Annotated in this window: 26 protein-coding genes; 22 read left to right on the forward strand and 4 right to left on the reverse strand. The window is 44.8% G+C overall.

Annotated features, from left to right (window positions below):
* Positions 1-161: 161 nt before the first annotated feature.
* The 15 genes from INR79_RS20710 (at position 162) to INR79_RS20780 (ending at position 14,668) form a co-directional block, all read left to right on the forward strand.
* On the forward strand, positions 162-1,136 hold the full coding sequence (locus INR79_RS20710) for a S1 family peptidase (protein ID WP_223099622.1): 975 nt from the start codon (positions 162-164) through the stop codon (positions 1,134-1,136).
* A 100-nt stretch (positions 1,137-1,236) separates the two neighbouring features.
* Positions 1,237-2,235, forward strand: a complete 999-nt coding sequence (locus tag INR79_RS20715) for a S1 family peptidase (RefSeq protein WP_262415451.1) — start codon at positions 1,237-1,239, stop codon at positions 2,233-2,235.
* 100 nt (positions 2,236-2,335) lie between these two features.
* Positions 2,336-3,343 carry a S1 family peptidase gene (locus INR79_RS20720; RefSeq protein ID WP_262415452.1) on the forward strand — a complete coding sequence of 336 codons (1,008 nt, stop codon included), beginning with the start codon at positions 2,336-2,338 and terminating at the stop codon, positions 3,341-3,343.
* A 123-nt stretch (positions 3,344-3,466) separates the two neighbouring features.
* On the forward strand, positions 3,467-3,685 hold the full coding sequence (locus INR79_RS20725) for a DUF6500 family protein (RefSeq protein ID WP_022599750.1): 219 nt from the start codon (positions 3,467-3,469) through the stop codon (positions 3,683-3,685).
* Positions 3,685-4,218, forward strand: coding sequence for a DUF6817 domain-containing protein (locus INR79_RS20730; RefSeq protein WP_022599751.1), 534 nt, complete (start codon positions 3,685-3,687; stop codon positions 4,216-4,218). Before INR79_RS20725 ends, INR79_RS20730 begins: the two co-directional genes overlap by 1 nt.
* A 327-nt stretch (positions 4,219-4,545) precedes the next feature.
* Entirely contained in the window at positions 4,546-5,067 is a 522-nt protein-coding gene (locus INR79_RS20735) for a hypothetical protein (protein ID WP_223099625.1), read from the forward strand.
* A gap of 1 nt (position 5,068) precedes the next feature.
* Positions 5,069-7,291, forward strand: coding sequence for a UDP-forming cellulose synthase catalytic subunit (gene bcsA / locus INR79_RS20740; RefSeq protein WP_223099627.1), 2,223 nt, complete (start codon positions 5,069-5,071; stop codon positions 7,289-7,291).
* Entirely contained in the window at positions 7,284-9,263 is a 1,980-nt protein-coding gene (locus tag INR79_RS20745) for a cellulose biosynthesis cyclic di-GMP-binding regulatory protein BcsB (protein WP_262415453.1), read from the forward strand. Before bcsA ends, INR79_RS20745 begins: the two co-directional genes overlap by 8 nt.
* On the forward strand, positions 9,254-10,273 hold the full coding sequence (locus INR79_RS20750) for a glycosyl hydrolase family 8 (protein ID WP_223099629.1): 1,020 nt from the start codon (positions 9,254-9,256) through the stop codon (positions 10,271-10,273). The genes INR79_RS20745 and INR79_RS20750 overlap by 10 nt, the downstream gene beginning before the upstream one ends.
* Positions 10,270-11,727 (forward strand): hypothetical protein, encoded by a 1,458-nt coding sequence (locus INR79_RS20755; RefSeq protein WP_223099631.1) that lies wholly within the window; start codon positions 10,270-10,272, stop codon positions 11,725-11,727. Before INR79_RS20750 ends, INR79_RS20755 begins: the two co-directional genes overlap by 4 nt.
* 191 nt (positions 11,728-11,918) lie before the next feature.
* The gene (locus tag INR79_RS20760; protein ID WP_022560829.1) at positions 11,919-12,284 is read left to right on the forward strand and encodes an MmcQ/YjbR family DNA-binding protein; all 366 of its coding nucleotides are present in this window, start codon (positions 11,919-11,921) and stop codon (positions 12,282-12,284) included.
* Positions 12,285-12,535: 251 nt separating this feature from the next.
* The gene (locus INR79_RS20765) at positions 12,536-12,979 is read left to right on the forward strand and encodes a MarR family winged helix-turn-helix transcriptional regulator (protein WP_223099641.1); all 444 of its coding nucleotides are present in this window, start codon (positions 12,536-12,538) and stop codon (positions 12,977-12,979) included.
* 2 nt (positions 12,980-12,981) lie between these two features.
* Positions 12,982-13,608, forward strand: a complete 627-nt coding sequence (locus INR79_RS20770) for a cysteine hydrolase (RefSeq protein ID WP_262415454.1) — start codon at positions 12,982-12,984, stop codon at positions 13,606-13,608.
* 225 nt (positions 13,609-13,833) lie between these two features.
* Positions 13,834-14,187 (forward strand): hypothetical protein, encoded by a 354-nt coding sequence (locus tag INR79_RS20775; protein ID WP_022595914.1) that lies wholly within the window; start codon positions 13,834-13,836, stop codon positions 14,185-14,187.
* A 106-nt stretch (positions 14,188-14,293) separates the two neighbouring features.
* Positions 14,294-14,668: a hypothetical protein gene (locus tag INR79_RS20780; RefSeq protein WP_223099642.1), complete on the forward strand. Its 375-nt coding sequence runs from the start codon at positions 14,294-14,296 to the stop codon at positions 14,666-14,668.
* Between the two features lie 12 nt (positions 14,669-14,680).
* On the opposite strand, the gene INR79_RS20785 is transcribed toward INR79_RS20780, so the two are convergent.
* Positions 14,681-15,592: a LysR family transcriptional regulator gene (locus INR79_RS20785; protein ID WP_223099643.1), complete on the reverse strand. Its 912-nt coding sequence runs from the start codon at positions 15,590-15,592 to the stop codon at positions 14,681-14,683.
* 103 nt (positions 15,593-15,695) lie between these two features.
* On the opposite strand from INR79_RS20785, the gene INR79_RS20790 reads away from it, so the two are divergent.
* Entirely contained in the window at positions 15,696-16,904 is a 1,209-nt protein-coding gene (locus tag INR79_RS20790; RefSeq protein WP_223099644.1) for an MFS transporter, read from the forward strand.
* Between the two features lie 123 nt (positions 16,905-17,027).
* On the forward strand, positions 17,028-17,387 hold the full coding sequence (locus INR79_RS20795) for a nuclear transport factor 2 family protein (RefSeq protein ID WP_223099645.1): 360 nt from the start codon (positions 17,028-17,030) through the stop codon (positions 17,385-17,387).
* A gap of 56 nt (positions 17,388-17,443) precedes the next feature.
* Here INR79_RS20795 and INR79_RS20800 read toward each other — a convergent pair whose 3' ends face one another.
* The 3 genes from INR79_RS20800 to INR79_RS20810 all read right to left on the reverse strand — a co-directional run bounded on the left by INR79_RS20800 (position 17,444) and on the right by INR79_RS20810 (position 19,112).
* Positions 17,444-17,866 carry a hypothetical protein gene (locus tag INR79_RS20800; protein ID WP_022560836.1) on the reverse strand — a complete coding sequence of 141 codons (423 nt, stop codon included), beginning with the start codon at positions 17,864-17,866 and terminating at the stop codon, positions 17,444-17,446.
* Positions 17,867-18,283: 417 nt separating this feature from the next.
* Positions 18,284-18,493, reverse strand: a complete 210-nt coding sequence (locus INR79_RS20805) for a cold-shock protein (RefSeq protein WP_004407470.1) — start codon at positions 18,491-18,493, stop codon at positions 18,284-18,286.
* 226 nt (positions 18,494-18,719) lie between these two features.
* Positions 18,720-19,112: a rhodanese-like domain-containing protein gene (locus INR79_RS20810; RefSeq protein ID WP_022595925.1), complete on the reverse strand. Its 393-nt coding sequence runs from the start codon at positions 19,110-19,112 to the stop codon at positions 18,720-18,722.
* A gap of 148 nt (positions 19,113-19,260) precedes the next feature.
* On the opposite strand from INR79_RS20810, the gene INR79_RS20815 reads away from it, so the two are divergent.
* The 5 genes from INR79_RS20815 (at position 19,261) to INR79_RS20835 (ending at position 22,420) form a co-directional block, all read left to right on the forward strand.
* The gene (locus INR79_RS20815; protein WP_022595927.1) at positions 19,261-20,196 is read left to right on the forward strand and encodes a helix-turn-helix domain-containing protein; all 936 of its coding nucleotides are present in this window, start codon (positions 19,261-19,263) and stop codon (positions 20,194-20,196) included.
* Between the two features lie 139 nt (positions 20,197-20,335).
* Positions 20,336-20,638 (forward strand): hypothetical protein, encoded by a 303-nt coding sequence (locus tag INR79_RS20820; RefSeq protein ID WP_004407462.1) that lies wholly within the window; start codon positions 20,336-20,338, stop codon positions 20,636-20,638.
* Between the two features lie 78 nt (positions 20,639-20,716).
* A complete protein-coding gene (locus INR79_RS20825; protein WP_022595930.1) occupies positions 20,717-21,214 on the forward strand; it encodes a GNAT family N-acetyltransferase in 498 nt (165 codons plus the stop codon).
* Positions 21,215-21,241: 27 nt separating this feature from the next.
* Positions 21,242-21,652 carry a GFA family protein gene (locus INR79_RS20830; RefSeq protein ID WP_004407455.1) on the forward strand — a complete coding sequence of 137 codons (411 nt, stop codon included), beginning with the start codon at positions 21,242-21,244 and terminating at the stop codon, positions 21,650-21,652.
* A gap of 129 nt (positions 21,653-21,781) precedes the next feature.
* Entirely contained in the window at positions 21,782-22,420 is a 639-nt protein-coding gene (locus INR79_RS20835; RefSeq protein ID WP_223099646.1) for a hypothetical protein, read from the forward strand.
* Positions 22,421-22,452: the final 32 nt, after the last annotated feature.

Consider the following 22,452-nt stretch of genomic DNA (forward strand, 5'->3'; position numbering starts at 1 on the left):
AAACATCTCGATATTTTCGAAGTATTCGAGCTTCGAAAAGAAATACACCCCAGAAGTGGAAATGAGGTCTGGGTGTGTATTGCTTGCAGATCAAAGACAACTGCAAGTTTTAAAGCTCGAAAGAGCATAACCAAAATCAATCATTTGGAAGGATATCAACAATGAAATCGAAACTACGACTACTCGGTGTATTGGTTGCAAGCACATTCGGTACCGCATTTGTACAAGCGGAGGAAAACTCAGTGCAACCTCGTATTATCGGAGGATCTGAGATAGCTCATTCAACCGTTCCATATCAGGTGGCTTTACAGGCGCCTTCAGGTTCTCAGTTCTGTGGGGGAACCATCATAGCGCGAGATTGGGTATTAACGGCAGCTCACTGTGTTCAGGGGAAATCTGCGAGCGACGTTCAAATCAGAATTGGTGTTTCTGATCTCAGAACAAGCCAAGGGGAAAAGCACAATGTATCGCGTGTAATCACACACGAAAGATTCAACTCTTCGAATTTAACCAACGATATCGCACTTCTTAAACTTGCTACGCCAGTAGATGCGAAATATCAAATTGCCAAACTGCCTACACCAGCAATTAAAGCGCAATTGGCCTCGCCCGGTAAAACATTGAAAGCCTCTGGCTGGGGGCGTTTTAGTGGCTCGTCGGGTTTTGGAAGCTCGATACTGAAAGCGGCTGACTTGCCTGTTGCAGATTGCCAGCAAATTACAGGAAGACCTGTAAGTAGCGATTTCATTTGCGGGTACAAACCTCAAAACAGTATATGCATGGGTGACAGTGGTGGTCCATTTGCAACCCAGCACGGTAATGATTACTACGTATTTGGGGCAACAAGTTGGGCGCCTGACACGACCTGTTCTGGAGCAAGTGGATTTACCGACGTGACCAAATTCGTTCCTTGGATCACTCAGAACTCTGGAGTCACACCTGCTGGTGGGGGCACAACAACACCTCCAACAGATGGCTGTTCTGGTGCTGCTGCTTGGGAGCTATACAAGCAATACAACCAGGGCGATCGCGCTGTTGCCAATGGCACACTGTTTGAAGCGAACTACCGCCATTACGGCGTGAATCCATTCAGCGATTCCTGGGGCTACTGGACAATGGTTCAGACCTGTAACTAATCCACTAAACCGAGCCAGTCCCGCATAGTGGCTGGCTCATCGCTGAAAGTGTTAACGCTCGAAAGAGCATGAATAAAATCAATCCTTTGGAAGGATATTAATGATGAACGGAAAACTACGACTATTGTCTGCGCTTATCGCAGGGTCGTTTTGCATTGCAAACGCTAACGCGGCTGAAAGTGATGTTCAGCCAAGAATTATTGGTGGTTCAGAAGTGTCTCACTCTTCAGTGCCTTATCAGGTTTCGCTGACTATGAATGGTGGTCACGGCTGTGGTGGTACTTTGATCGACACTAACTGGGTTGTGACAGCAGCACACTGTGTGGATAACGCTTCTGCGGGAAGTGTTCAAATTCGAGTTGGTGTAACGGATCTTCGTACATCACAGGGTGAAACGCATAACGTATCTCAGATCATCGTACACGAAGGCTGGGGAAGCAGTAACAAATCAAGTAATGATATCGCGCTGCTGAGGCTGGCTTCACCTGTCGGCTCCCAATACGCGATCGCTAAACTACCAACACCAGAAATTAAAGCTCAGATAGCGTCTGTGGGTAGCTCAGTGAAAGTATCTGGCTGGGGGCGTAACGTTGCTGCAATTCCTGCGGGAAGCCCTGTTCTGAAAGCAACCGATCTCAATATTATTTCTAACTCTGAATGTGCTCAGCGTAACAACTCGAGTGTGTCCGACGACTACATTTGTGGTTACACCGCCAATACAAGTGCTTGTATGGGTGACAGTGGTGGTCCATTTGTTAAGCGCTCAGGCAACGAGTACTACTTGATTGGTGCCGTAAGCTGGGGACCGGGTACTTGTGATGCAGCCACAGCATTTGCTGATGTTACGCACTTTACGCCTTGGATCACTCAGAAGTCAGGCGTTTCACCTGATGGTGGAGGTACAACACCACCACCACCACCACCGCCACCAACAGACGCTTGTTCCGACGTTGCAGCATGGGAGCTGTACAAGCAATACAATCAGGGTGACCGCGTTGTCGCAAACGGCACTCTATTCGAAGCGAACTACCGCCACTATGGCGTGAACCCATTCAGCGATTACTGGGGTTACTGGACAATGGTTCAGACCTGTAACTAATCCACTAAACCGAGCCAGCTCCGCACAGTGACTGGCTCATCGCTGAAAGTGTTAACGCTCGAAAGAGCATAAATAAAATCAATCCTTTGGAAGGATATTAATGATGAAAGGAAAACTAAAATTACTGTCTGCACTTGTTACGGGGTCATTTTTCATTGCAAATGCCAATGCGGCTGAAAGTGACGTTCAGCCAAGAATCATTGGTGGCTCGGAAATATCTCACTCCACCGTGCCTTATCAGGTTGCACTTACGAACAGCCGTGGCAGACAGTTTTGTGGCGGTACACTGATTGACTCTAAGTGGGTTCTTACTGCGGCGCACTGTATTGATGATAAATCTGCAGGAAACGTCAAAGTACGAGTGGGCGTTACTGACTTACGTACCTCTCAGGGGGATACACATAACGTATCTCAGATCATCGTGCACGAAGGATGGAGAGGTAGCGTAACTGCGGGGAGCGACGTTGCACTGCTAAGATTATCTTCGCCAGTCAGCTCAAAATACAAAATCGCAAAACTGCCGACACCAGAAATTAAGGCGCGTCTTGCTTCGGTAGGTAACTCCGTCAAAGTGTCAGGTTGGGGACAAACAGTAACGGGTAACCCTTCTGGAGGGAGCGCCGTGCTAAAAGCAACCAATCTGAACATCATCTCCAATTCAGAATGTAGCCAGCGAATTGCTCAGCCAGGTAGAAGCGTGCCAAAAGACAACATTTGTGGCTACAAAGCTCGCACAAGTGCATGTTATGGCGACAGCGGTGGTCCTTTCGTGAAGCAATCGGGTGGCGATTACTATCTGATAGGGGCAGTAAGCTGGGGTAAACCTGGTTGTGTTGCGGCCACGGCATTTGCCGATGTGACTCAGTTTGTTCCTTGGATCACTCAAAAGTCCGGTGTAGCACCAGATGGCGGAGGCACAACACCACCACCACCGCCGCCAACAGACGCATGTGCCGATGTGGCAGCTTGGGAACTTTACAAGCAATACAAACAGGGTGATCGTGTTGTTGCGAATGGAACATTATTCGAAGCGAACTACCGTCACTATGGCGTGAACCCATTCAGCGATTACTGGGGTTACTGGACAATGGTTCAGACCTGTAACTAATCGAGAAACTAGCCCGACTTACTGTAAGTCGGGCTTTTCATTACGAATCAATTTCTGAGTGTTGTTGCAATAAGCTATTGATATTGGGTATAAAGATTCAACGTCAGTAGATAAGGAATAACAATGAGAGACTCGCTCAGACAGAAAGTTCTGCAAGTATGCAATAAGAAAATCTCACAGAAAGGCGATAACGTAGGCGTTTCGTTTTACGCGTTTTTTGCCAACAAAAATGACGACCCAGAACTTCTTATGGAAGCCGCAACCTGGTGGATTCAGACCCATAAACTCGACCATTTTGAAAAAGCACACAAGATCATACAAATGGTAGAAGAAGGGTTGTGATGAAAGAGAAGTTTAAACAGTTGGCAGAGCTGGGTGCTGGGGATTTCCAGCATTTGAATGGTTCTCTGACGGAGCACTTAAAAGGCACTCAAAACATTCTTAAGCAGTGGGGAGCGTCGGAGGTGTTGCAAACCGCGGGTCTATTTCATGCTGCTTACGGAACAGCCGGTTTTGATGAAAATATGGTGTCTCTCGATCAGCGTAAGTACATTGCTGAGATCATCGGCGAGGAAGAAGAAGCGCTGGTTTACCTCTATTGCTCATGTGATAGAGATCATGTTTTCCCACAATTTAATAAAGAAAAATCGATAAAATTTCGCGATCGATTTAATGAGACATCGATCGAAATTGACGACAAAACCCTGAATTTATTTTGTGAGCTCACTGTCGCCAATGAGCTGGAACTCGTGCTGGCTAGCGACGACTTTAAGAAACAGTATGGAGAAGAACTGTTAGAGCTATTCAGGCGCATGGATGCCTACCTATCACCTCAGGCGGTAAAGGCTTACAGGGAAGCTTTATCTGACCTTTAGAGCTCATTTCTTTGACTGCTATTCCCAATACAAATCTTGTTAAGCTAGCCTAAACGCTGGCTTTTTCAATTGGCTCAATTGACTTATTTGTAATCAAAAACCCGTGAATTTTCCGCTCCCTCAAAAACATGATCAAGATCTCACTAATTTAGTCATAAATTAATTACCAGACATTATTCTATATTTTTATTTGTCAAGTTTTATTTTCTATTTGTTTGACTTTTATTTTGATGATCTTAAAAATTATCGACGTTTGTTCCAAATATTGGTGCTTGAATACGTGTTTCTGCACATATTTTAAGCGACCATCAAATGAGATAATTGTAAATGACAATCAAATGGAATCTTGGTCTTGGTGTGCTCTGCACCATGTTAATGTCGGGGTGTCAGCTTACTCAGCAAGGGCATCAAGGGCGTATTTACGATCCGACTAAGATAGACGAATACCAGTTACCCATTCTTATTGAAAATGTTCCTGTCGTTCAGAGTTTTCGACAAACCAGAGTGAATGAAACCTGGTTCTGGACTCAGTTAGGAAACGACACTTTTTTACCGGGAGAGAACCTAGTCGTACAAGTTCTTGGCACTCGCCCACTAGAACAACCTCCAGCCATGTTTGGTTTTAACTTACCAACAGAAAATGGCGCATTTTCTATCAATTCTCTCGGACCCTATCAGTCTTGGGCCAATGAAACCGAAAGTGGCGAACGTTGTATGCATGCTCGCCAGAATGCGAGGAAAGATTCGCTCTGGATTTCAATTTTTACTCGCTATTGCACATCTGACAAAGATAAAAGCCTTACTTGGGTCAGCCATTTCAAACCATCTTTAATTCTAGAGAAATACTAATATGAATCCTGGCTTCACGAAGCAGCTATTCAAGGGGCTGCTGCTTCTTTGCGCCCTTTATGCGCTGTATGTTCTTGCAACGCTCAATATTTCAACAGAAACCCATCTCTGGCTGGCGGCGAGTTCGTTCGTTTTGATCGTATTGCTGTCCAGAAATCTGTCGACAAGAGCAACCACATTTATCCTCTTCATCGGCGCGTTTATTTCGTTTCGCTACATTTACTGGCGATTTCAGGAAACCTTACCGTGGGAAAGCGGGCTGGACCTCCCGTTTGCCATGTTGCTGTTTGCCGCAGAGTGCTACGGCATTCTGGTTTATATCATGGGCATGTTTGTCACAGTTAAGCCATACGAACGTAAACGAGTCCCCATCAGCGAAGATGAACACCTTCCAACCGTGGATGTGTACATCCCTACTTACAACGAACCTATGGATGTGGTGGGACCTACTATTCTGGCGGCATCACGTCTTGATTACCCGGGGGAATTTCGTGTATTCGTGCTGGATGATGGTGGAACCCAGCAAAAGTTAAACGACCAAAATGCAGACGCAGCGGAAGAAGCTCGATCCAGAGCCGCTGCCCTAAAAACGTTTTGCGAAGAAGTGGGTGCGTCGTACATTACACGAGAAAAGAATCAGCAGGCAAAAGCCGGGAACATCAATCATGCGTTGGGTAAGACGTCCGGCGAACTGATCTTGATCTTAGATGCGGACCACGTTCCAACAAAAGACTTTCTGATGAATACCATCGGGCTTTTCCAGCAGGATTCCAAACTTGGTTTTGTGCAAACGCCACACTTCTTTGTTACACCCGGTCCGGTGGAAAGAAACCTTGGCATTGAAGACAAAGTCCCGTCAGAAAATGAAATGTTCTACAACAAAACGCTGGTGGGCATGGACTTTTGGAATGGATGCTTTTTCTGCGGAAGCGCGGCGGTGATTCGTCGGGCTGCACTGGAAGAGGTGGGTGGAATTTCAACAAAAACCATTACTGAAGATGCCGATACCGCACTGAACATTCACTCGAATGGCTGGAGCAGTGCTTACCTCAATATGGCGATGGTCGCGGGGCTATCTCCTGATACATTTGGTGCTTACGTGACTCAACGTTCCCGTTGGGCGCAGGGAATGATTCAGATCTTCTTACTCAACAACCCGCTTTTCAAAAAAGGGTTATCGTTGCCACAAAGGATCTGTTACCTCAATTCCACGCTTTATTGGTTCTTCCCGATATTCCGTACCGTGTTCTTGATTTCGCCTTTGCTGTATCTGCTATTGGATCTACAGATATTTGTCGGCAACACCAAAGACTTTCTGATTTACGTGATTCCACACCTTGTTATCAGCGTTATGATCACCCAGAGGCTGTTTGGCAAAACAAGGCGGGCATTTTTCTCAGAGCTCTATGAAACTGCGTTGTCAATTTATCTTTGCCTGCCGACATTATCGGTACTCATTAAGCCCAAGAAGCCAAGCTTCGTGGTGACGCCGAAAGGTGAAACCACTCAAACGGTTTCTTTCTCGAAACTAACACCGTTTATGGCGTCTCTATGTGGCTTGGTGGTATTGGCAGAAATATGGGGTATTTACCGTTACATCCAGTTCCCTGCCGAGCAAAGCCAGCTCATGCTGGTGATCATGTTTAACACTTTCAACCTGCTTCTGATTGTGCTGTGTCTCGGAGCCATGCTGGAAAGGCAACAACGTCGAAGCGAACCGAGATTACTGGTGAATGAAAAAGCGGTGATCAAGCAGGGTGAGCAAACCATTTACGCCACCTTGAATGACATTTCTCTTAAAGGCGCGAAGCTCACATTGCGAGGAGCAGGGCATGACGTTCAGCGCGGTGACATCATCAATGTTGGGTACTTCTCTGAAAGTGGTCGCTATTCCAAGAGTAAGAAGCCTCACTACAAATTTGTAAATCTGAACATGAGAGTGGTATCGGTGAAGAACGGACCTCAGGGTCATCAGATCAGCTGTCTACTCGCCAGTCAGTTGGCAGAAGACATGCAGGTACAGTACGCCAAGGCATATGGACAAAGCAGTCGATGGAAGCAACGCAGGCAGTATGAAGAAAGCCTGAAACGTGGCGTGATTGCCTCTGTTGTCGGGTTGTTTTCTCTGGCATGTCACCACCTCACCCGAGTACTGACAACGTCGGTGAAACAGAAAGTCAAAACATCGGATTATCAAGGAAGAAAGGAACTTCAAAGTGAATAGGTTAATGACGTTATTCATGCTTATTCTGGCACCATTGGTATACGCCGAAAAAAGCATCAAAGTGCCATTGCACTATGCGACAGACAAAACAGGTGACTTGGTTCTGAGAGGTCAGAGCCAGACCATCACCATTCCGATTTCCGTTTTAGATGGGCAAAAAGTTGAATCGGTAGATTTGGCACTTTCTCTGTATAACAATAATCAGATTGATCGCACGCTTCTTTGGATTGCTGCCGGAAATCGGAAACTGGCGAATGTTGAGCTAAGGCAGCGCAACCGGCTTCAAACGGTCGATATTAAAATTCCGCCTGAGCTGATTTCCGTACAGAATCCGCACATCAAACTGCGTGTTCAGCACCTGCTGGATAAAGAACCGGCTTCGTTTGATTCATCGGCATTGCAAACCACTCTGAATCTGGAGCAGTCGCACTATACGCTGACCTATTCTCAAGATTTAGGGGCAAGCATCCAAACCTTGCATTCTTTTGAGGAGATGATTCAAAGCGGACAAAATCGCCATTTCCCTATCCATCTAGTGTCTTTGATTGAAGAAAACAGCGCATATTCGCTGAACGTCGCTTCCTCATTGGTTCAGGGGTGGACATTGAAAAGTGGCAGGGACGATAACCAGTTTGACTATGCGATGGATTCAAATCGAATCACTCCATTAACCGGGCCAACCATCGTGTTCGGCAACAAAGACAGGTTGCTTGAGACTGGCTGGTTAGATGAAGATCTCTACGAGAAAATCAGTGGCCCTTTCCTGAGCACCGATGTTTCAGTGAAGGGCATAGAATGGTTGATGATTATTTCGGGTGAAAATGATGGAGAGGTGCGCAAAGCCGCGGAGTATTTTGCGCAAAGCAATCACCATCTTCCAAAGCAGCCCCATATTGTCGTGGCTGAGAATGCGTTGACGGAAAATCGCATCTTGAGCAGTGATACAGAGTACCCGCTCTCTCTGTTTACATCTCAGACTAACCTTACGGATTCGCCGCTGGATCTGAAGATCATCATGCCAAGCAACATTCTTTTCAGCGGGGAAGACAAGGCTCAGATAAACCTTTTGCTTTCCCACACTCGCGTTGATCCTGGGCAAGGCTCGATGGTGTTGCGTGTAAACGGAAACTTTACCAGCAGCCTGCCTTTGCGATCGAGTTACTGGAGAGATTCTCAGCACTATCGGCTGAACATCCCGATGCGAGATTTCAAGCCGGGCATTAATAAAATCAGTGTTGAGGTGCATGGTCCGGTTGGAATCCGCGATCAGCAAAGCCGATTCACTGCATTCATGTCGGACAAGTCAAACTTAAAGTTGGGGTCATGGGTCAGTTTTATTCCAACAGAGAGCCATCAGGTTTCCGCCGCTGATTTATTGGCTCTGGCGAACGAAAATGGCAGTTTGGCGCAGGTTACCGTTGATGATTCAAACCCCGCGCAACTGAGCAAATTGTGGCGACTACTCGGCTACGTTTCACATTCGACGCAGCAAGTGTCCAGCAAGCTAATGGTGACCGGCGAAGCCGAGCAGAAGCGAGAGTTTCACGTGGCACTTAACCCGATGGACCTATCAAGTGAATCGGTTAGTGAAACCAGTAATATCGCCGAAGTTAAACAGCAGTTGTTCGAGTTTGTCGCTGAAGATCAAAACAGTGAATACGCCAGTTCTGAGGTGCCTTTTGTATTTGCAGACGAAGCACAGGCAGTCGTAAAACACGACAAAGACACAGGCTGGTATCGAATTCAGTTTATGGAAAGCACCGTCCAGCAATTCGACAGCTTTCTTCGAAGTGACGCAGCAAAACCGCCTACAGGTGTGTTAAGCGAAAGGAATTTTTCAAGCAATATTCAGCAGTTCATTACCGCCGTATTCATTGGATACCCTGTCGGTCTGGCATTGTCTGCCCTGCTCATCATCTGGCTGATGTCAGCCGTGGTTACCCGCTATCTGGAGGAGCGAAAATGCGGTTAAAAGCGATTAAATTAGGTGGGTGTTCGTTACTCTTATTGAGCGGTCATACTATTGCGTCGCCAGCGTGCAGCAACGACAAATCCATGTGGACCACTTACAAGAAGAATTTTGTAACCCGTGAAGGAAGAGTCGTTGATAACGGCAATCGGTATATTTCACACAGCGAGGGGCAGGGATATGGAATGCTCATCGCTGAACACTTCGGTGACAAGAAAACCTTTGACCGTGTTTGGGAATGGACTCAGGTGAATCTCGGTCGCAAACAAGATGATCTGTTTTCCTGGAAATGGCAGCCGAAGAAGCCTCATGTCCCAGACATAAACAACGCCAGTGATGGCGATATTCTGATTGCATGGGCTTTGTTGCGAGCGGAACAGCGTTGGTCGGGAAACCAGTACCGCGCCAAAGCAAAACGAATCATCAATGAGTTAGAGCAATCGCACTTAAAAGACACACGTGGTGAGTTCATATTATTGCCGGGTGGTTATGGCTTCGAGTTCAGCGACAAAACCATTGCCAACCTTGCGTATTGGGTATTCCCGGCATTTGACGATTTCAGCCAATTCGATTCGACCTGGAATCACCTCTCGGTCAGTGGCATGGATATCTTGAATAAGAACCTGTATGGACACCATTTATTGCCGCCAGACTGGCTGGAAATAGGTAAGGGAGGTTGGCAGCCAGCGAAGAAGTTTGAGCCTCAGTTCAGCTACTCAAATTATCGGATTCCACTGCATCTGATCTGGGGAGAAAGACCTCACCGAGTGACCTGGATGTTCAATAACTGGTTAAAAAATAGCGATGCTGCTTGGGTAAACGTAAATACCGGAGAAACGGCACCTTACCCGCCACCAAAAGGCGCGATTGCAATTTCACAGCTTGTTGAAGCCGCAAGTAATCCGAAAATCCGTGATAAGGGAATTACCGTTCGACCAGAAGGTAAGGATTATTATTCAGACAGCCTGGTGCTGCTTTCCCATATCGCCTACAACGAGAGGTTCTGCCAATGAGACATTATCTGGCAATCACCGCATTACTGACCAGCCCGGTATACAGCCAGGTTGAACCGGATATTACGCTATTTGACGATCGTATTGTGGTTGAGGTGAGCGAAGAAACAACATCAGGTTTTGATGAAAACCAATATTGGACCATGCTCAATGAGCAAGGATGGGAAGCGACAAAGAAAGCAGTTCAGGGACAACCCATTTCTCCAGAATTGAGTGGGGAACTTACCTATCAGGAGACATTGAAACAACTCGATACTCTGGTAGCCAAAAGGAAAACCGCAGGCGCGACGGATCTTATTGATGAGCATCCCGAATGGCAGAGTTGCGATCGCATTCAGTGGCTGTGGCTGGATCTGAAAAACGAAGTGAGCACGGGTTATGGAAAAAACGCCCGCGCGAAATTCCAGAACATTCTGGATAACTGCTCGGGGCATGAACTCAGCACTACGCAAAAACTGCTGAGCTGGACATCAGGGCAGGCAAAATCTGATGTACTTTCTCGATACCAGTCCAGCCCTAATTACGATGCAAAATCAGGAGCTAAGATTCAAAGAGATTTAAATGCGGAAAAGCAGACGTTTGTCCGCATCGATGAAAACAATCTTGACCAGTCTGAACGACGCGTTGCAGGTAAGCAGGATGCCAAGCTGGCCGAGCTTCTGGGCTGGAGGTATCTGGAAAGCGGTCAGCCGGAAAAGGCATTAGAGTGGTTTGAAAATGCTATTGGTTGGGGGGGCGCAACCTCAAAACGTGTGGAAGGTAAACTTTTAAGCCTACAAGGTTTAGGTGAACAAAAGCGTTTGCACGTCGAACAACAGATCTGGGCGAAAGAGTTTTCTGAGATCGCTAAACTCGATTTTGGAGAAGGGGCAGAAATAGACCTCGCATGCGAATCGTCCCCTGAGACTTGTTTGGAAGCACTGCGTGATAAAGAGACGTTATCACCGCAAGAGCTCGCTCTGAAAGGTTGGAAGTTGTACGAATTGCAAAGACCTATCTCAGCAGCACTGGCGTTTGAGCAATCCCTCGCGACGTTGCCACCAACTGATGAGGACTGGGATCTGACTCAATACGGTTACATGCTGTCTCTGGAACATGCGGGATATACCGACAAAGCAGAGATGATCGCCACACAAATCAACGACACCGAAAAGCGCGGTAAAATCGACAGGCAGATTGCGTTAAAGCAGGTCTACTATGCCTTTGAGCAAAAAGAGTATGACGAAACGCTCTTTCGCATTTCACAGTACGAAGCTATTTTCGGAAAGGAAGTCGAGCTGATCGAAATGAAAGCCTGGGCTTTGTACAACAGTCGACGAAAGAAAGAGGCGCTGGACGCATACACTGTGCTGGCGGAATCTTTTCCGCATGATGAAAAAATCCAACGCTCGTACCAGATCCTGAAATGCGGTTTCGCTGTGAATTCCAGCGTATGCCAAGGTTTAGGATACTAACGGTCAAGATCTGTCTAAAGTAAAAAATGAAACCCCAAGCACCTTGTTTGGGGTTTTAATCCACTGTTATTTCCCTCAGAGCGGTAACAGAATATAGAGTTCTAAATCACACATCTTAAGGTGGTTTGGGCATACAGCCTTGCCAATATCTCCTGCCTTTGTGATCCTCGATATAAAATGAGGACACGACCATGACTTACGAAGAATTTAATCAGTTTTGTGGTGATTTACCGGCAACGACCCACGTTATTCAGTGGGGCGATTCACATGTCTGGAAAGTTGGGGGCAAGGTATTTGCCATTGGAGGCTGGGGTGAAGATAAAAAGCCCGCTTATATTTTCAAAACCTCAAATAACAACTTTGATTTTCTTAGTGATCACGAAGGCTACCGTCCTGCTCCTTACTTTGCCAACCGTGGGATGAAGTGGATTCAACAGACAGACACATCTAAAGAGAAAGACGAAGAACTGATTTACTACATCAAGGAGTCCTACCGAATCGTCTCTCTGGGGTTAACCAAAGCCAAGCAGAAAGAACTTGGGTTAAATCAGGATTGAAGCTGAATCGCTTCAAACCATCAATTCCAAAAGCCTCTTTATGTTGATGCTCGGATTGGGCTACATCCGAGCATCACGATTTCCCAATATTCTTTCTTCAAGACCCTGTTCTTGCGTCCTTGGCACAAATTTATCAACCATTACCTGAGGGTTAATTATTACCATCTTAAGATGATGGGATTTCTAGTTTTGTTCGAAAATTGCGCAATAAAATTTGACATTATTAATGTCAATGTGGCATTAATGATGTCATGAAAAAGACAAAAGAACTGTATGAATTGATTTGGGCGTCGCGCCCTTTGATGCAAGCGGCTGAAGTCGTTGTGGAGAAAGGTCTGGCTGGAACAGGGTTGACGGTGCGAATGCGTGCTGTGCTTGAGGTGTTGCATAACCAAGGTGGACTAGCGGTTCCTGAAATAGCACGTCATCTCGATATAAATCGCCAGTATGTTCAGGTTATGGTCAATGAAACCTTGAAGTCTGGGTTCACTGAAAAAACTGAAAACCCAAGGCATAAACGCTCTAGTCTTATCTCACTGACCCAGTCTGGTCGGGACGTTATCAGGCAAGTGATGGAGCAGGAGAAAGAGCTCCTTGATGAGATATCAACGGACCTACCTGAAAAAGACATCACAGCGGCTCTTTCGCTCGTAAAGTATTTGGTTAATGAGCTTAAAGCTAAGAGTAAGGATTGATAATGATGACAGGGTTTCTGATTGCTCTACCATTTATTGCCCTGGTTGCTTGGCTTGCCAACGGTATACGCCTTATTGGGAAAATCAGCGAAGGGCAACCTATAGGCGAACGACCCAATACGGCTATTTTAATGGTTGATCTTCAAAAAACCTTTTGGGACTCAAATCTGTTTACTGAACGTTCAATGTCTGATGCTCAGACAGCAATTATTGACGAATTGAAGAGCGCAAAAAAGCAAGGATTTCCCGTTATTGCAATACGACAGGAATGGTCCATCCTCTCAACGAAAGTACTGGCGCGTTTAACCATGGGAGGAAAAGCAATAGCAGGAACCGAGGGAACGGAAATCGCCGAGCCTTTTACCGGTTTTCCAGATTATGTTTTAACCAAACGGGTGCAAGATTCATTTGAGACGGGTGAGTTGGATCTGCTACTGGAAAAATTAGATGTCGGAGAATTACAGATCGTAGGTTTAGATGCCAGATACTGTATCAATAAGACGGCGATGGCAGCGCTTGGTCGCGGTTATAAGGTGACGCTTATAGAAAAAGGAATCTTGGCCGCTGAACCTAAACAAGGACGAAAGGTGTTGAAAACGGTATCTCAAGCCGGAGCAAAACTGAAATAGCGATATACGTGTGAAGTCCCAACTACAAGAAAATTAAGATAAATACATAAAACTTCCTATCCCAGCCAACCAGAGAATCTTGTAACATCCCAAAGCGGTATCACTGATTATCCTACTGGATATTCGACGATGCTCGACCATTCGCGAATTAATTTTATGTCTGTTTGACGAATTACTCGAACAGAGATTCGCCTATCTAAAATACGTATTAACAAGGTTAGGGATATGATGAAAAAGGTAGTTTTCACACTCATTGGTTTACTGTTTATAAATGGCGTTGCGGCTGCTGAGCGTTTTACCAACAGAACAATAGTTGGAGCTGGTGTTTATTACAGTGGATCGAAAAGTATTCTATTTATCGACATCAATGGAGATAAATCTGCGATGACAGGATGTGCTACGACTAAGCGATTTGCCATTGATAGTACTACTCCAAACTTCAAAGAAATGGTTACAGTCGCTATGACGGCATATGCGACAGGTGAAAATTCGGTTGATATCATTGTAAAAAAATCTTGCACTCATTGGAGTAATTCTCAAGATTTAGTTGGAATTAAGATTGGCAAGATGCCATTTTAAGTAATTGTTCTGAAAGGCATGCATAGCGTAGGGCTGAATCATTTAGTGAAGGTCTCAAACGGAAGTTTGATTTGGTTGAGACTATGTTTTTGTTTAAGGAGAAGAAATGGAAGTCTTTATGTATCTGGCGGCGTTGCTGCTGGTCGTCGTAACGTTTGCACACTCATATCTGGGGGAGCGCTACATTCTTATCCGGCTTTTTAAGCAAGACAACCTTCCCAAGCTTTTTGGCAGTGATGAATTCACCAAGAAGACCCTTCGCTTTGCATGGCATGTCACATCTGTTGCGTGGCTTGGGCTTGCGGCTATTTTAGTCGCGCTTACCCAGCCCGATCTCAGTAAACCTCTGATTGGAAAAATTATTGCTATTATTTTCGCTATCCACTTCCTCATTGCTTTATTTGGCTCAAAAGGGAAGCACCTTTCCTGGGTGGTGTTTGGCTTGGTAAGTGTGTTGGTATGGTTTGGTATTTCGATCTAACAATACACTTGATCATTCAGTTTTAGCGTTAGTCGAACTCGCTTCAGATTGTAGGTGTTCGACAAACATCGAGACTTTCTTCGGTAGATGCTTTCGCGATGCATGGTAGGCATACAGAACCAGATCGTCAGGCTGGTATTCAAGTGTCACAATTTCCAATAAGCCAGCTTCAACGTCTTTTCTACAGGAGTCTGCGGGCAGTATTGCAAAACCAAAACCTGCCAACGCGCCCGATTTCGCCAGGCTTCCACTGTTTACTTTAAACGATGACTTAACGTTTTGAGTAACTAACTCGCCATCTGGTTTTTTGAATATCCACGGTGTTCCCCCCGCAGCAGTGAGGCTGCTAATGCAGGGAACATGGTTCAAATCCGTTACCTTGTAGGGGCGGGAGGACTCCTTTATCCGGTTTGGAGACGCAACGACCACACTTTCCCATCGTTTGATTTCCTTAGCTACCCAATTATTGTCGGGCAGTGCTCCCCTGTGGAAACTTAAGATCAGGTCAAAGCCATCAAACAGATCTTCTTTAGGGCTTAAGCTGGTGTCGCAGCATAGCTCTATGGAAGGGTATTTCTTACAGAATGCAATCACTGATTTTGCCAATTCCGAGCTGTCTGGCATCACTATTTTAAGCTGTCCGATAACTTCATGTGAGTGCCGACTGATGTTTTTTAGGGCGTCATCCAGTTTTTCAAGCAAAGGCAAAGTTGCTGCGTAAAGTTGGTCTCCGGCGTGAGTAGGGGCGATTCGACGTGTTGTTCTTTCAAACAGCTTGGTATTGAGTTTGTCTTCCAAAAGAGCAATATGCCGACTGACGTTTGATGTGGGCAGATTCAAGGTGTCAGAGGCTTGTTTAAAACCGTTATTTTCGTACACACAATGAAAAGTTCTGAGCCATTGCTGTTCTACCTGATCAATCATTTATTGTCCCAATTTATTGGATTCTAAAATTCGTTTTCGACACTTTATCGCCAGAGGTGAGTTAATACAATGTTCTTACCGTTCATGAGTAAAGGCTCGATAAGTGAAAGAAAAAATAAAGAATAAAACTATCCATCTTCCTCAGTTTGAGATGACCATTCTGTTCCTGATACATTTTCTGGTTGGTCTTGATGCATTGGCTATTGTCCCTTTCAGTTCAATAATGACGTCATACGTTGGAGCTGACACCGCTTGGTCTGGTTATCTGGTTTCTGCATATTCCATCTCAGCCGCAATAACTTGTTTGTGTATAAGAGGGGCTTCTAACATCAGGCGTGAGAAGAATCGAATGCTCTTCTTTCTGGCAGGAATCATACTGACCACTTTCTTTACTACCTTGGTGCATGATTTCACCACAATGATTCTGTGCAGGATTTTGACCGGAATTTTTGGTGGTGCGCTGGCAGTGGTAAACCTGAACTACGTTATTCTGAGGTCTGGTGACGAGAACAAAAAGCGCAATACTGCGGTTCTGATGAGTTCGTTACCGCTGGCTCTTGCGGTCGGTGTTCCACTCCTGATTCTGTTGGCATCTGGGGAGAACTGGCGTCTCGCTTTTCAGTTTTTGTCCGTGAGTTTACAGCTCGTCTCCATTCTCCTTTTTGGAATTGATCGTTCTGGCGATAAACATCAGATCCCAAACGTCGCAGCTCCAAATAGTGACCTGTTTTCAGTGTCAGACGCGATAAAAAGTCGTACGGCTTGGTTTTCTATCCTATTGGCGTTTAGCGCGATATTAGGCACCTTTGCCGTTTCCACTCAATTTCCTGTCATGCTTTCTGTGAATTTGGGTATATCACCTAATCTCCTCAGTATTTGTTACCTCGTGAGTGGAGTAGGGGCTTTCGCCGCAGTACAGTTTTATGGTCGGACAAAAGCGAATGAAAGGAATGTAGGGCTCTTAATCCTGTTGCTGTCGATCGCTATGGTTGTGACCGTTATTTCGGGCTTTCAGACGAAAAGTGTCGAATTGGCGTCCATCGCATTCAGTGTATTTGTTGTTGTCAGTTCTACTCGAACGCTTGTGCTTGTTACTGAATTGATATGCGCCTTACCAGCCCGTGAGCGCGTGTTTTTAATCAGCGCTCAAAACTCTATCCAGCATCTTGCGGTGGGGGTGGGCGGAATGCTAAGCAGCTTGGTGATTTATTCGAAAATGGACTCAACTCTGGATTTCTCACCCTTGTTATACATCTCTTCACTCCTGGCGTTAAGCACGCCAATAATCTGGTATTGGTACAAAAAACAGTAAGTGTGAATTTTGATGTACGGAATAGGTGGAGAAAAAGCAGAGTAAAAAATCTGCCAGGTATTGACACTCAATCTTGCCATATCGGATAGTGAAAAATCTTTACTGTCACAGAGGTAACTTGTTATGGAACCAAGAAAAGTTGTAGAACAATGGGTTAAGGCTTTTAACCAAGGTGATGCAAATAAAATTGCTGACTTTTACCATACTAACGCCGTCAATCATCAAGTTGCCAATGAACCCGTAGAAGGGAAAGCTGCCATCAAATCCATGTTTGAGGCTGAGTTCTCAGCGGCAGAAATGGTATGCATTGTAGAGAATATCTTTCAGGATGGAGAGTGGGCAGTTTTAGAATGGAAAGATCCGATTGGCTTGCGAGGATGTGGATTCTTCAAGGTTGAGGGCGGTTTGATCATGTTCCAAAGAGGTTACTGGGACAAACTCAGCTTTTTGCGGGCACATAACCTGCCAATTCCAACTGAGTAGTGTCAACCCGTTCTTCATATTGCCCCGCTCTTCAGAGCAGGGCAATATTTCAATTCTTAAGCCTCTTCCTGCGACTTGCCCCCTAAGGTTATCGTATCCAGATCACGCATCAGATAAAGTGCCAGACATGCAGCTAGCATCGGCCATGCGGTGAAAAACAGAAGGTTGTTGAATGGGTCCAGGTATTTCATGAAAGACGAGAAAGTAGAAAAACCATGGAGAATCAGTGCCAGCAAGTAGGTCGTCGATTTTTGAATACCTAGCGCCAAGGCAGCGACAAACACAAGCTGAACCAAACCAATGATCAGTGAGAACCCTGCTGAAACATCCAGCCCGTAAAACTTAGCAAACACCTTGGTTGAGTGTTCGGGAACCAGAATTTTATCCATAGCCCAAATAAAGAAAACCAATGCGACAGTCACGCGAAGTGCGAGCAGGCCATAAGCGATTTGTTTTTGTTGTTTCGATGAGATATTCAAGGTTTGTATCCTCTGATTAAACGAATGCGGACACAGACAGACCGAGTGTCATAAGATTTTATTTCTGAATGTTCGGTTATTTTATAAATATGACGCAGTTATATTATGAAAATGAAGCAAAGTCACAATTTTAGTGTGCTGTATATTCAAACTAAGTGTGTAATTGTTTAGTGCGTCGAATATTTTTTGAGCATCTATTATCGGAGGAAGTCTTAATTTTTATTTACCCATAATCAAATTGGGATAATTCATGCGGGTCTTGAAGTTGAGATATTTTTTGGTATGACGTTGAAATTTTTTATTGATTATTTAATAACATGAAAATTAGAGTTTTCTTATTAATGTTTTTCGTTTTATTCTCAATATTAATAAAAAAGCAGCCGCATTTAGCGGCTGCTCTTGTTCAATTCTGATCAATCAAAGTACCGAAATTTCTTCAGCCTGAGGACCTTTAACTCCTTGAGATACTTTGAATTCAACTTGCTGTCCCTCAGCGAGTGTCTTAAAGCCTTCACCGGTAATTGCTGAAAAGTGTACAAAAACATCTGGACCATTGTTTTGCTCAATAAAACCAAAACCTTTTGATTCATTAAACCACTTAACTTTTCCGGTTACTTTATCTGACATGTTGTTCCCCTGAATTTCTTTATTGGAAATAGTTGTTTGAATGCGAATTTTGAAACTAACATATTTCTAATAAGGAACAAGTGGTAAATTCAATAATTAGATCATTATTGAATTAACTTAACTTTATTTATCCTTGAGTGCTTACTGTTTGTCGCGAAATTGATAAATCCTTTCAGAATAACATCAGATATTGGGTGAAAATCTCAGGTGTTTTAATTGCTTGTGTTTATTTAACTAGATCAAACCCTTCGTCTATCCACCCGGTGACGCCTCCGATCATCTTCTTTACTGGTCGACCAAGCTTCGCAAGGCGAATAGCTGCTTTCTCCGTTGCATTGCAATGGGGACCTGCGCAATACACCACAAACAACGTATCTTCAGTGTAATGGGACAAGTTCTTCGGGTTAATCTTTGAGTGAGGTAAGTTTATCGCTCCCTCAATAAAACCTTTTTCAAAGACCACTTCTCCTCGCACGTCCAGCAAAACGAAGTCTTGCCGGTTGTTGGTCATGGCATGATGCACATCCCAACAATCCGTTTCGAAGCGAAGTAAAGATTCAAAATGCGCCAATGCCTCTTCACTGGATGCCGCTGGAATTCTTGATACTGCTGATGTCATAAGTTTTTCCTTTTCTTAGTATTTGCCTATGACTCATTGTGGTTGAAGGTGGGTTGACTGACGATTGGCTTATAAGTCATAGTTCGATAACTTTCAGCCATTATTAAGACCAACAGATCTTAGAAGCCATGTCATTGGAGAGAGAACCATGCGAGTTGCTATATTGAGTTACCCAAACGTTGCTTTGTTTGAACTTGCTTGCGCCGTCGAGCTGTTTGCGTTGCCAAGACCTGAGTTTGACGATTGGTATGAATGCGATGTGGTCACGTTTGAAGATACGGAACTGGAGTCAACAGCCGGATTGACGCTTCGGGCAAAGTGCGTGCAAGATCTTGACCGCTACGATATGTTGATCGTTCCTAGCTGGTTGGCTGAGGGCAATGATATGCCAGGCGTTTTAAGGGCGTCGGTCCAGTCCTTTTATGAGTCCGGAAAACGCATTGTGTCCTTCTGTTCTGGCGCATTTTTGCTAGCAGAACTGAATGTTTTTCAAGGACGCGATGCGACAACACACTGGCGATACGCTGATAAATTCAGAAAGCGATTTCCTCATCTGAATTACATAGACGATGTACTTTACATTTATGATGGTCAGGTAGGGTGCTCTGCCGGAAGTGCTTCCGCGATTGATCTCGGGTTAGAAATCATCAGGCAGGATTTTGGCTACGCTATCGCCAATCAGGTCGCCAGACGGCTGGTGGTTTCTGCTCATCGCCTGGGCGGGCAATCGCAGTTTGTTGAGACTCCTATTCTGGCTGTACCAAATCAGTTCTCTGAAGCGCTGGACTGGGCGCTTTCTCATCTGAACGAGAACATTGAAGTGGACCACTTGGCCGCTCGCGCCAGCATGTCGAGACGAACATTTGATCGCAAATTCCGAAGCAGTTTTAATCTCAGCCCCAAAGCCTGGTTAACTCAACAGCGACTAGAAAAAGCTAAAACGTTGTTAGAGAACAAAACCTACAGTGTTGAAAAAGTCGCAGACCTCAGCGGCTTTGATAATGCGATCACCATGCGTCATCACTTCCGAAAACAACTCAGCATTTCACCCAATCAATATCGCCAGCAATTTGCGGATACCTGATTAAACTTTGTTCTCTCATCCCTTTATCTATAAGGGATTTGAGAGTTTTTATAAAACTACATCGCAAAATTGAAAGTAAGTGTTGCTATGCACTCGATTTACCAAATCTTCGTGGTAAATTCTCAGCAAGTTGTATTGCGTGCTCACCAGAAGCACCGAAGTTTTGTATTTTGTAGGTTTTGTAGTGATAGATTTGATGGCTGTTTCAGGGTTAGTCCTGTTTCTGCTAGGAAGTGTTCTTATCCTCACTGAAGCATTTCGTAAAAGTAAGCTCTGGGGATTGGGCTGCCTGTTTTTAGGTCCACTGATGGGGCTCGTCTTTACTTTTCTAAACTGGAACAAAGCCAAAATTCCAACCGCAATGTGGATCACAGGTTTAGTGCTTGTTCTTCTTGTTTTCTTCAAACAGCAACTCGCCACACAAAGCGGTGTTGTCCTTTAATTTCCGCTATATAGTTACCTTTATATCATCTATGTTATAAGTCCTTTATATCAATAAAAATTGCAGGGAGCAGGGTAGGTGATAGTTTGTGAAACGGATCATTTGATTATCCGTCATTATAATTTGGATGATGCGAACTTCATCATTCAACTTCTTAACGAAGAAGCCTTCATTCGCTACATCGGCGACAGACAAATTCGCACCATTGAAGCGGCACAAAGCTATCTTTCGCGCATCATTGCCAGTTATCAGGAGTATGGCTTTGGACTGAACATGGTGACGTTGAAAGACGGAACCCCAATCGGAATGTGCGGAATTCTAAAACGTGCAGAGTTGGAGAGCCCTGATCTTGGTTATGCGCTTTTGTCGTCTTACTGGGGACATGGTTACGCAGAGGAAGCAGGATCGGCGGTGCTAGCAAACGGATCGACAGAGCATAATCTCAGTACGATTCTTGCCGTCACTTTGCCAGACAATCAAAGCTCGAATCGGCTTTTGATCAAACTTGGTTTTGAGCTTACAGGAACGCAATCACTCTACGGTGAAGAGAATAACCTTTACGCCTACTCATCCTGAGCAATACAACTAAAATAAGGAAGCAATATGTACAAAGGAAGCTGTTTATGTGGCGGTGTGGAGCTAACCATTTCCGGATCGATAACCGACATCATTCATTGCCATTGCTCGTTGTGTCGAAAATCGAGTGGTACGGCTTTTGCGACCAACGGTTTCGTCAACACAAGTGAATTTGAAATCACCAAAGGCGCTGAACTGATGGGCTTCTACGAAGTTAAACCGGGTAAAAAACGCCATTTCTGTACCCGATGCGCCTCTCCTGTCTACAGCTCCAATGATGAAAACCCGAGTAAAATCAGAATTCGTCTGGGCATTCTGGATTCTGACATTGAAGAAAGACCCATCTCCCATAACTTCGTGACATCCAAAGCCAACTGGGACAGCCTAAATGAAGATTTACCTCAATATGAGACCTTTGAACCAAGCCGACTAAAGTAATGTTCAAATTAAAAATTAAGCTTAAGAAATAGAGAGTTACATTGTTAGAAAACTTGTGCTAGGCAGTGTTTTCATTAAGTAGCATATGATACTTTGAGTGTGTCAATTTGAATATGAGAATATTTGCGTATGAATTCACTTCCCAGTATGCAGCAACCTGAAGGTAGTCTGTATTGTGGCGCTTACTGTCTGGTGGCGACTCTTTATGCTTTCAATAAGCTTCCATTTCACTCCCCATTGACGCTCAATCGTTACAACCGGGTGGATAAAAGTTTTTCTAATACCAGTATACAGATTGAAGACAGTTCCAATCTGACGGAGCTGGCGATGGATTTTTATCAGGTGACCGGGATTCTTGAGGAAGGTTTTAACCCAGAATACATAGATGAAGCAGGGTACAATTCGCTTGGTGCAATGCTCTATATATTGAAGGAGTGTGGGTTGAAAACGGAGGTGCTGTTTAAAGATCCTGACACTCACGTACAGATCCAGGGTGCATTCCCAACTGAAATTGAATTGGTGAATAAACTTGAAGTGCCCATTTCCTACCTGAACTCTGATTCCTCCACGCCTGAAAATGGATTATTGATTTCCGTTATTAGCTACCCAAACTTGCACTACGTAGTCAATAATTCGAGTGGCGAATGGTTTGATTCTGACCTGGAAGAGCCTTTGTTCCACTGGGATCAGATTGAGCGATGGGATTCCAGTGACAACAAAAGAGAAAATTCCTCCTGGTTAGGCATTTCCGTCCGCGTGACACAATAGGATACGTATTCTCATCAATAAAAATCGGAGCC

The sequence above is a fragment of the Vibrio sp. SCSIO 43132 genome, from assembly GCF_019904195.1.
GTDB classification, from domain to species: domain Bacteria; phylum Pseudomonadota; class Gammaproteobacteria; order Enterobacterales; family Vibrionaceae; genus Vibrio; species Vibrio nigripulchritudo.